The organism is Paenibacillus camerounensis (assembly GCF_000723885.1).
GTDB classification, from domain to species: Bacteria; Bacillota; Bacilli; order Paenibacillales; family Paenibacillaceae; genus Paenibacillus_AQ; species Paenibacillus_AQ camerounensis.
On the sequence record NZ_CCDG010000008.1, the window covers coordinates 131,050 to 140,926 of the forward strand.

The 9,877-nt window shown below is 53.0% G+C and carries 14 protein-coding genes; 12 read left to right on the forward strand and 2 right to left on the reverse strand.

What is annotated here, in order from left to right:
• The first annotated feature begins 74 nt into the window (after window positions 1-74).
• The 7 genes from BN3772_RS03695 to BN3772_RS03725 all read left to right on the forward strand — a co-directional run bounded on the left by BN3772_RS03695 (window position 75) and on the right by BN3772_RS03725 (window position 5,177).
• Window positions 75-782: a metal ABC transporter ATP-binding protein gene (locus BN3772_RS03695; RefSeq protein WP_042196771.1), complete on the forward strand. Its 708-nt coding sequence runs from the start codon at window positions 75-77 to the stop codon at window positions 780-782.
• On the forward strand, window positions 728-1,585 hold the full coding sequence (locus tag BN3772_RS03700) for a metal ABC transporter permease (RefSeq protein WP_042196773.1): 858 nt from the start codon (window positions 728-730) through the stop codon (window positions 1,583-1,585). The genes BN3772_RS03695 and BN3772_RS03700 overlap by 55 nt, the downstream gene beginning before the upstream one ends.
• Before the next feature lie 35 nt (window positions 1,586-1,620).
• Window positions 1,621-2,838 carry a metal ABC transporter substrate-binding protein gene (locus BN3772_RS03705; RefSeq protein WP_425280410.1) on the forward strand — a complete coding sequence of 406 codons (1,218 nt, stop codon included), beginning with the start codon at window positions 1,621-1,623 and terminating at the stop codon, window positions 2,836-2,838.
• A 59-nt stretch (window positions 2,839-2,897) separates the two neighbouring features.
• Window positions 2,898-3,167: a 30S ribosomal protein S14 gene (gene rpsN, locus BN3772_RS03710; RefSeq protein ID WP_042196778.1), complete on the forward strand. Its 270-nt coding sequence runs from the start codon at window positions 2,898-2,900 to the stop codon at window positions 3,165-3,167.
• Between the two features lie 163 nt (window positions 3,168-3,330).
• Window positions 3,331-3,750 carry a DUF6157 family protein gene (locus tag BN3772_RS03715; protein WP_042196780.1) on the forward strand — a complete coding sequence of 140 codons (420 nt, stop codon included), beginning with the start codon at window positions 3,331-3,333 and terminating at the stop codon, window positions 3,748-3,750.
• Window positions 3,751-3,772: 22 nt separating this feature from the next.
• A complete protein-coding gene (locus BN3772_RS03720) occupies window positions 3,773-4,525 on the forward strand; it encodes a GNAT family N-acetyltransferase (RefSeq protein ID WP_042196783.1) in 753 nt (250 codons plus the stop codon).
• A 25-nt stretch (window positions 4,526-4,550) separates the two neighbouring features.
• Window positions 4,551-5,177 carry a class I SAM-dependent methyltransferase gene (locus BN3772_RS03725; RefSeq protein WP_042196785.1) on the forward strand — a complete coding sequence of 209 codons (627 nt, stop codon included), beginning with the start codon at window positions 4,551-4,553 and terminating at the stop codon, window positions 5,175-5,177.
• A gap of 99 nt (window positions 5,178-5,276) precedes the next feature.
• On the opposite strand, the gene BN3772_RS03730 is transcribed toward BN3772_RS03725, so the two are convergent.
• Entirely contained in the window at window positions 5,277-5,861 is a 585-nt protein-coding gene (locus BN3772_RS03730) for a helix-turn-helix domain-containing protein (protein WP_042175243.1), read from the reverse strand.
• 164 nt (window positions 5,862-6,025) lie between these two features.
• On the opposite strand from BN3772_RS03730, the gene BN3772_RS03735 reads away from it, so the two are divergent.
• The 5 genes from BN3772_RS03735 (at window position 6,026) to racE (ending at window position 9,286) form a co-directional block, all read left to right on the forward strand.
• On the forward strand, window positions 6,026-6,313 hold the full coding sequence (locus tag BN3772_RS03735; RefSeq protein WP_039871943.1) for a Dabb family protein: 288 nt from the start codon (window positions 6,026-6,028) through the stop codon (window positions 6,311-6,313).
• Window positions 6,314-6,497: 184 nt separating this feature from the next.
• Complete coding sequence (locus tag BN3772_RS03740) at window positions 6,498-6,938, forward strand: DUF86 domain-containing protein (RefSeq protein WP_042196788.1); 441 nt, start codon at window positions 6,498-6,500, stop codon at window positions 6,936-6,938.
• A gap of 69 nt (window positions 6,939-7,007) precedes the next feature.
• A complete protein-coding gene (locus tag BN3772_RS03745; RefSeq protein WP_042196791.1) occupies window positions 7,008-7,679 on the forward strand; it encodes a helix-turn-helix transcriptional regulator in 672 nt (223 codons plus the stop codon).
• A gap of 103 nt (window positions 7,680-7,782) precedes the next feature.
• Window positions 7,783-8,253, forward strand: coding sequence for a YtxH domain-containing protein (locus BN3772_RS03750; protein WP_052380371.1), 471 nt, complete (start codon window positions 7,783-7,785; stop codon window positions 8,251-8,253).
• A gap of 226 nt (window positions 8,254-8,479) precedes the next feature.
• Window positions 8,480-9,286, forward strand: a complete 807-nt coding sequence (gene racE, locus BN3772_RS03755; RefSeq protein ID WP_042196793.1) for a glutamate racemase — start codon at window positions 8,480-8,482, stop codon at window positions 9,284-9,286.
• A gap of 256 nt (window positions 9,287-9,542) precedes the next feature.
• Here racE and BN3772_RS31000 read toward each other — a convergent pair.
• Window positions 9,543-9,877: hypothetical protein (locus BN3772_RS31000; RefSeq protein WP_209443615.1), on the reverse strand; the 335-nt coding region annotated here is incomplete at its 5' end.

The following is a 9,877-nucleotide window of genomic DNA, read 5'->3' on the forward strand; positions in this document are numbered from 1 at the left end:
GTCTTCAGTGCGCATATGTATGTAAAAGCAAATGGCAGGATGCGGCATCTTCGCAAACGAACGGAGGCGGTACCATGATTCTCTCATCAATGCGTAATGTAGTGTTTGGTTACGGGGAAGAGCCGGTAATCGACCGCCTCACGCTGGATATTGAAGCCGGGCAGTTCATCGGTATTACCGGACCGAACGGGGCAGCCAAAACCACACTGCTCAAGCTGATGCTGGGCCTGCTGCGGCCGTGGAGCGGGACAGTGACTTTGAATCAGGAAATAGCAGCCGGCGGCAGACTGGAAATAGGTTATGTTCCACAACAGGTTGCTTCGTTTAACACAGGGTTTCCGAGCTCCGTGCGTGAACTGGTGCGGTCCGGCTGCTATGGTAGGCTTGGATTGTTCCGCCGGTTCACCAAGGAACAAGAGGAGCTGGTGGAGCGTTGTCTGAGGCAGGTGGAGATGTGGGACTACCGTAACCGCAGAATTGGTGAGCTGTCGGGCGGACAGAAGCAGCGGATCTGTATCGCCCGTGCGCTGGCCCAGGAGCCGCAGGTGCTGGTGCTGGATGAACCGGCGACGGGAATGGACGCTGCTAGCCGCGCCGGATTATATAAGCTGATGCGGCACTACGTAAGTGTACATAAACGGACAGTTATCATGGTTACGCATGGACAGGAAGAAGCGGGCAGCTATCTGGACAGTGTGATTAACCTGGAGCGCAGGGAGAGGGAGGGATGGACGTGTTTGGTTACGAATTCATGCAGCGTGCGTTTTGGGCAGGAGGAATGATCGGCATCATCGGACCGCTCCTCGGCGTCTACCTGATGCTGCGCCGGCAGGTGCTGATGGCCGATACATTGTCGCATGTGTCGCTGGCCGGCGTAGCGCTTGGCTCTGTGCTCCGGCTGAATCCTGCGCTTAGCGGTTTTGCCGTTGCGGTTGCCGGCGGAATCATCATCGAGCAGCTGCGCCGTTCCTACCGGACATACAGTGAGCTGCCGGTAGCCATCATCATGACCTCGGGACTGGCACTGGCGGTTGTTCTGATGAGCCTGAGGCAGAATTTGAGCAAAAGCTTCAGCTCCTACCTGTTCGGCTCCATAGTTGCTGTCAGCGGTACCCAGCTTAAACTGATTGCGCTAGTTACCGCTGCCGGGCTGATCTATTTCACTGTTCTGCGCCGGCCTTTATACAGCCTGACCTTTGACGAGGAGACCGCCGGCATTAGCGGGGTACGCACAGGACTGCTGTCCTTTTCGTTCGCAGTGTTAACCGGAATGACTGTTGCGGCTGCAATGCCGGTAGTTGGAGTGCTGCTGGTGTCCGCGTTAATTGTATTGCCTGCATCTATCGCGCTGCGCCTTGCTTCAGGCTTTACGGCTGCAATTCTGATTGCGGTCTCGACCGGTCTGCTGGGCGTGTTCAGCGGTCTAACCGCTTCCTACTATATCAATACGCCTCCCGGAGGCACGATTGCCCTGATCCTGCTGCTGTTTCTGCTGGCAGCCATATCGTTACAGAAGCTGGCCAGACTGAAACGCCGCCGTAGACAATACCGGAGCCCGCTGCACAGCAGGGATACCGTTAATTAAATATAGAATTCACTGGAGAATAGGAGTGTCTATCCATCTTGTTAAAGATCAGAACCCGTCATCTTACCGTTTTGGCCCTGTCTGCTGTACTCATTGCCTCAGGCTGCGGAAGTAACAACAATCCTGCAGGCAATGCGGCTGATATACATGCTACAGGTACTTCAGATACATCCGCCGCTGCCAATGCCTCAGCAGATTCGTTAGGCAAGCTGGACATAAAAGTAAGCTTCTACCCGATGTATGAGTTCACAAAAAATATTGCCGGCGATCTTGCTGATGTAGAGCTGCTGGTACCAGCCGGTATTGAGCCGCATGACTGGGAGCCGACTGCACAGGACATGGCCCGTATCACCGATGCAGATATACTGATCTATAATGGTGCAGGCATGGAAAGCTGGACCGGACAGGTGCTGGACAGCGCTTCAGGCAGCAAGCTGATCACTGTGGAGGCCAGCAAAGGGCTGGATATTATGGAAGGCGCTGAAGAAGAAGAGGCCGGCCACAGCCACGGGCACAGCGAAGAAGCCCATGGCACTGATGAGCATGACCACGGGCACGGGGAAGAAGCCCATGACGCTGATGAGCATGACCATGACCACGGGGAAGAAGCCCATGGCACTGATGAGCATGAGCACGGGCACGGCGAAGAAGCCCATGGCACTGATGAGCATGACCACGGGCACGGGGAAGAAGCCCATGGCGCAGACGAGCACAACCACGACCATGGCGGTCTTGATCCCCATGTCTGGCTGTCCCCGGCCCTGGCTATCAGGGAGGTTCGCAACATTGAGGCTGCACTGGCTGCAGCATCTCCTGATCACGCAGCAGCTTTTAAAGCGAACGCTGACAGCTATGCGGCTAAGCTGGAGCAGCTTGACCGGGATTTCAAAGACGGCCTCTCTAACACGAAACGTAAGGATTTCATCACGCAGCATGCAGCGTTCGGCTATCTGGCCAGAGAGTACGGACTGACTCAGGTGCCGATTGCCGGCCTGTCTCCTGAGCAGGAGCCTTCTGCTGCACAGATGGCAGGTATTATTGAATTCGCCAAAGCAAACGATGTAAAAACGATCTTTTTTGAAACACTGATCTCTTCCAGCGTCGCTGAGACTATTGCCCAGGAAATAGGAGCTAAGGCGGCTGTACTGAATCCGGTTGAAGGTCTGACAGAAGAGGACCGCAGCAGAGGTCTCGACTATATCGCGATTATGCGCCAGAACCTGGAAGCCCTTAAGAAGGCCTTGAACGAATAGGCGGAAGGATGACTTCCGCGGCTGACATTCATTAGAATCAGGAAAGGAGCTGAACATGTTTGGCCAAAAAATCAAAAGTTGTAAAAGAGCTTAAACGCCAGGAGCTTGCCGCCAAATACGCGGATAAACGCGCAGAGCTGAAGGAAAAGGGAGATTACGCGGCCCTGCAAAAGCTGCCCCGCGACTCCTCGCCGGCACGCCAAAAGAACAGATGCGCCGTTACAGGCCGGCCCAGAGGCTACCTGAGTAAATTTAAGGTATCGCGGATTATTTTCCGTGAACTTGCGCTTAAGGGCCAGATTCCCGGTGTAACCAAATCCAGCTGGTAGGTCTAAGCAGAGCCGATTCATAGACCTGCTGTTAGCATATAAGGCCGTTCCCCAAAATAACGGGAGCGGCTGTTTGTGTTGTATTTTTATTCACTTTGCCGGCTCATCTCCTTGGGTTATGATAAAGGCACTACAGTCCCTTATATAAAAAGGAGGCCGACATATGAGCTACATCAATACATTCATCCGTGTCTCGGAGGATTGTCCGGTAGAGACAGGGACCGTTCCGGTGAGCGCAAAGGCGCTGCCTCCCGCACATCTTATCCAGTATGAGCTGCTGGCAGATAGTCCCTATAAGTACAATCATGAGGAGCTGCTGTATGAGGTGCATGTGCGCCACAAGCAAATTCCCAGGGAAGAGCGCCTCACCCGCAAAACGGAAATATGGGCCGGACTGTTCTCCAAAAAACACCCCTGCCTGCGTGCCTCCATGCTGCCAAAGCGCTACGGCTGGGGAATCCATTATGATGCAGCGGGCAAAATCGCCATCTACGGCAAAGAGTCGCCGGAATATGATAAGTTCACATCCGAAGCGGAGAACGGGCTGACCCTGCTGAATGCGATGCGCAGCAAACGGAGCTAGAAACGGAAAGGAGTCCGAGGCATTGTACAAAAATATTGAAGAAATATCACTGAATACCTGGCCGGCGGAACAGAGTGTGCTGCTGGATGGCTGGATTCTGCGCACGGCTTCAGGTTATACAAAACGTTCCAATTCGGTTAATCCGTTATACGGACCGGAGGGGCATGCCGGGAGCCTTGAGGTGCAACAAAAAATCCGACTTGCCGAGCACTATTACGGTCAGGCGGAGCTTCAGACCGTATTCAAAATTACTCCGTACTCAAGACCCGCCGGACTGGATCACCTGTTAAGTGAGCTGGGCTACCGTGAAGACAGCCCGTCCTCGGTCCGTATGCTTGAACTGGAACAGCTGCCGCCGGTGCAGAGCAGACACACTTTAGTTATCAGGGAGCGGCTGGAGGAAGAGTGGATCGAAGCGTTCTCACAGCAGACAGGGCTGTCCGGAGCACAGCGGAGTACCTTGTGCCGGATGCTGGGCGCCTCATCTCTGCAGCATGGATATGCTCTGCTCTACAAGGACGGTGAGCTGGCGGCCTGCGGGCTAGGTATCATTCAGCATGGATATATCGGGCTGTATGATATTGTTACAGCTCCCGGATACCGCAGACAGGGTCTGGCAGAGGAGCTGATCCTGGGCTTGCTGCAATGGGGACAGGCTCAGGGGGCAACAGCTTCTTTTTTGCAGGTGGTGCTGGCGAATGCCGCCGCTTCCGCTTTATATGACAAGCTGGGCTACAAAGAGATTTATCAGTACTGGTATAGAGTCAGAGACTAGTATTTATCTTAGAAAGGAGATTACTATGTCGCAATATTGGAGCGGGCGCTTTGCCCGGGAAGGGATGATCTGGGGAAGCCAGCCCAGCCCTTCAGCAGAGCAGGCAAGTGAGGTGTTCCGTGCGGCCGGACTGGGCTCCGTGCTGGTCCCAGGTGCCGGTTACGGGCGCAATACTAAAGTATTCTCAGCCGGATTCACCACCTATGGCATTGAATTAAGCGCAGAGGCGCTGGAGCTGGCGGAGGAATGGGACCCTGCAACGCATTTTATAGCCGGTTCGGCGCTGGAGCAGCAGCTGAGCACGCAGGTCGATGCTGTATACTGCTATGATGTGCTCCACTTATTCTTGGAGGAGGAGCGCAGGCGGCTGATTGAGGCATCTCTTGCCCAGGTGCGTCCCGGCGGCCTGCTGTATTTCACCAGTTTTTCCGATGAGGACCCGAATAACGGCTGCGGCCGCAGGCTTGAACCGGGAACCTTTGAGTACAAGGAAGGGAAATACGCCCACTTTTTTAGCGATGCTGATTTAAGAAGCCATTTTGCCGGGACAGAGATTATTGAGAGCGGGTCATTCGTTGAGCGGCTGCAGAGCAGCCGGGGCGGAGCCCATGAATACATACTGCGGTACCTTATCGCACATAAAATAGGCTGATCGAACAAGACGTCAATAGGCCCTCCTTGTCTGTCTTGCAAGGAGGGCCTTAAGTAGGATCATCGCTTAGAAGTAAAGGTTCATCCGGCGCTCTGCCTGCTATCGCAGCTCACAATCGGCAAACAGAATATGCCGCGGAATGCGGAAGAAGCTTTCGGCCTTTTCCTGCAGGGCAAGGGTCGGAAGATGACAGTGGTGCAGCCATTTGCGGAAGGTGCCCGGATGGACGCCGATCCAGATGCTGACATCGGTTACTGAAAAGTCATACACCATGCACAGCCCTGTCAGAATCGTGTTGTTCTGCGGTGAGTGGGCAAGCGTTCTTTTCATAAAACGTGAAGGGGTAGGCTGGCATACAATCGGACTTTGCCGCAGGAGTGCCTCGTTGAACAAAATATGGGACGGATAACCCAGCAGACGGCATACCTTGTCCAGATTGTTTCTGGAAGGGATGCGGCCCTCGTACACCCAGGCGCTTACACTGCGCGAGGACACGGAGAGCTCTTCTGCAAGCTTGGACAATTTGATGTCCTTTGCCATGAGGATTGCCAGCAGAACCCGGTTGCGGATCTGGCTGCGCTTGGGTCTGCGGAACCGTTTTACACGTACGCCTTGTCCAAGATATTTGCGGTTGATCAGAGACCAAGCCTGAATTTTATGAGGTTCTTGTTGATTCTTAGGCATACTTCCTCCGAATTTTTAACGTTATACTACAATACTTTCCTTTGCGCTGCAATGGTTAATGCTGTAATTGCTGACATGAGGGTTAAGTTTCTTTCAGAAGTGTTGCCGTTATGATATATTTTTAGTAATCCAAAATACAAAACTGTCTGCAGGGAGCGAATCAGATGATTAAACATATCGTATTTTTCAAATTGAAGGACCGTTCACCGGAGAGTGTCGCAACTACAGTCGGCGTGCTCCGCAACATGGAAGGAAAGATCCCGCAGCTGCTTTCGATTGAGGTCGGAGCCGATGTTATTCATTCGGAGCGTTCCTTTGATATCGCGCTTGTCACCACGGTTGCTTCACTTGACGATCTGCAGGCTTATCAGGTTCATCCTGCCCACAAGGAAGTCATTGCACACATTAATGAGGTCAAGGAGCTTTCAATCGCGGTTGATTACGAAATCTGATACCGGAAGCGGTGATGTACATGCGTGAGCTTGAGTATCCGATGGAAGCATTAACCTATCTGATCGTTTTTCTGGCTGCCTGTTTCATTATGTTATTCTGGCTGAAGCGCCGCGGCAGGCGCGGCAAGTAAGTATAGCACATTATCGTTCTTCCATACCACCTTACTACCAGGAGGGTTCAGCTGTGTACTATGTTAACCGCAAGCAAATTGAGAATATACTGGATCAGATTCCCGCAATAGGCACCGGTCTGCGCAGTGCTGCGGATTCCTGGGACGGCGGTATTATTAAAGGGCTGGTACAGGAGCGCTGCCTGCATCTGGCAATTGAGGTAGTGACGGATGTCGGAAGCTGTCTGATCGACGGCTTCATCATGCGCGATGCCGGCAGCTACGAGGATATCATCTCGATTATCAACGAAGAAAAGGTGCTCGGAGACAGCGGAATTTACGCTGTGCTTATTGAACTGGTCGGGCTCCGCAAGCCGCTGGTGCAGGATTATTATATCTGGGACCGCAGCAGGCTGCACCACCTTACCGCGCAGCTTCCGGATATTCTGGACTGTTTTGCCGCAGAAGTACGGAGGTATCTGGATCAGGAGCTTGGGGCACAATTGCCGGTCTGAGTCCGGTTTTAACGCGCAGCCGGTTGAATATATACGGATAATATCTGTAAAGAGAGGAGGTGCCTGAGCATGAAAAAAGGGCAGGAAAGCGGTTCGACAAGACGAAATATTATGACGCTGCTCAAAATGAAGGGTCCGCTGACGATTGGCGCGCTGGCAGAGGAGCTGGGAATTACCGAGATGGGCGTCCGCCGGCATGTGCTGCAGCTAGAGCAGGAGTCACTGGCCAAGACGAAAGTCGTCCGCCAGGCGATGGGCCGCCCGCTGCATGTATATTCGCTGACCGAGCGGGCGGAAGAGCATTTTCCCAAAACCTATCACAATCTGGCGCTCGAGCTGCTGCGGGAGCTGGATCACAACAACGGTACCGATGCGGTTAACCTGCTGTTTGAAGGCCGGCGCAGGCGGATGCTTGCCCAGTATTCTCCGATGATGGAGAACCGCAGTCTTGAGGAGCGGGTAGCGGAGCTGTCATCGATTCAGAATTCCGGCGGATATATGGCGGAGTGGAACAAGGAGGAAGACGGCACTTTTGTCATGCAGGAATTCAATTGTCCCATCCGGCAGGTTGCTTCCCAGTACCGCAAGGCCTGCCAATGTGAGCAGAGTCTGTTCGAGGAGCTGCTGGGGGCAAAGGTTACACGCAGCGAATGTATGGCGGAAGGCGGCCATTCCTGCCGGTATGCCATAACGCCGATTCCTCCGGCTAAGCGGGACAAAACATTAGAAAAGTCTTCCTGAAGCAGTCACAGGACATACTCTCTATGCTTATGATATAGCAGAACTAGGCGAACGCCCGGGGATGACGGGCAGAGGCACTTTGAATCCAGAGGAGAGATTGAAGATGAAAAAGGATACCAAAAGCTTGCTGTGGGGAATTCTGGCCGGCAGTGTAGTCGGATCTGTAACGGCGCTGCTGTTTGCCCCAAAACCGGGAAAAGAGCTGCGTCAGGACATTGCGGACGGTACAACCGCAGCCGTTGATAAAGTGACGGATATTGCTGGTGCGGCTGGAGAAAAAAGCAGCGAGCTGTATGGCAAAGCCAAGGATGCGGTAGAATCTGTGGTGAGTGAAGTGAAGGAATGGAGCAAGCAATATACACAGATTGATGCGGAAGAGGAAATCGCTGTCGTCAGCGGGATCGTGATCGAGGAAGCCGCTGTAAGACTGGATGAGACAGACACTGCAGAGATCATTGCTGCGGCTGCCGAGGATGCACAGGATGTGGCGGATGCCGGAGTTGAATCAGCAGAGGATAGCGCCGATGCTGTTCTGCAGGATGCTGTTATAGATGACAAGGACGGCTCAATCTAAGCTGCATGGAACATTGTGCTTCTGTACAGTATCCCCGCTGCTGAATCTATTGATATAGCTGGCTTGCAGCCGCCTTCCGCGTCCCCGCGGGAGGCGGTATTTGTATTCCTTCCTTGAACTGGAGCCGTAAAAATAGTATTATCTGCAATTGGGGCTAAAAGTCAGGTACACTTGGGTATGACCTTACATAAGCTACACAAAACAAGTAAAAGGAAGCGGTGTGTTCGTGCAGCAGGCTATAGCTATACTAGACTCAGGTGTGGGGGGGCTTACAGTTGTCAAAGAAGTAATGAGACAGCTTCCCAGGGAAAAAATCATTTATTTTGGTGATACTGCCCGTGCCCCTTACGGACCCCGTTCGACCGAAGAAGTGAAATGGTTCACGGAACAGATTGTTGACTATTTAATTCAATTTAATCCTAAAATGATAGTGATTGCCTGCAACACAGCTACGGCAGCGGCACTAGATTATATCTCGGCCAAGGTGTCTATACCGGTCATAGGAGTGATCCATCCGGGAGCACGGGCTGCAATCAGCGCCACCAAAACCGGCCGGGTCGGTGTGATCGGCACCGTCGGCACGATAAAAAGCGGGGCTTATACTGCTGCGCTCAAGGAGCTGTCCCCGTTCGTGGAGGTAGTCAGCCAGGCTTGTCCGGCGCTGGTGCCTTTTGTGGAGCAGGGTATGTTCCGTTCAGAGGAAAGCCATATTGCTGTTGCGGAATCGCTTAACGGGATCAAATACGAGCCTATTGACACTATGATTCTCGGCTGCACGCATTATCCTTTTCTCGTAGAGCCGATAGGTAAAGTAATGGGACCGGGAGTGAAACTGATCAGCTCGGCGGATGAGACCGCACGGGAGATCAGTACGATTTTGTATGACAAAGGCCAGCTGGCCCGGGGGGATGAAAGTCCGATTCACCAGTTCTTTTGCAGCGGAGACGCCGAGATGTTCCAGCGGATCGCCCGCGACTGGCTCGGGGAGCAACTCAAACGGACGCCGGTAGTCTGGCAGGTATCTTCATTGTAGGCCAGCTGTTGTAAATGCAGCATCAGACGTATGTAATAGGGACAAACCCCTAAGATATCAAGACATTAGAACCGGGAGCTGTTCCCGGTTTTTTTTGTATTCAGGGAGTGCATAGTAGAGTGGTACGGATTAGCTGTGTTCTGGGAACGCTCTGCTCTTATGTGAAGTGAAAGAAGGGGGAGGGCAAAAATGCCTTTGATTCTGGCTGAAGCCGCCGAATGGGCGAAATGAGAGGCAAAAATGCCTTTGATTCTGGCTAAAGCCGCCGAATGAGCGAATTGGAGGGCAAAAATGCCTTTGATTTTGGCCGAAGCCGCCGAATGGGCGAAATGGAGGGCAAAGATGCCTTTGATTCTGGCTGAAGCCACCGAATGAGCGAAATGGAGGGCAAAATGCCTTTGATTTTGGCCGAAGCCGCCGAATGGGCGAAATGGAGGGCAAAAATGCCTTTGATTTTGGCTGAAGACGCCGAATGGGCGAAATGGAGGGCAAAAATGCCTTTGATTTTGGCCGAAACCGCTGAATGAGCGAATTGGAGGGCAAAAATGCCTTTGATTCTGGCCGAAGCCGCTGAATGAGCAAAATGAGAGG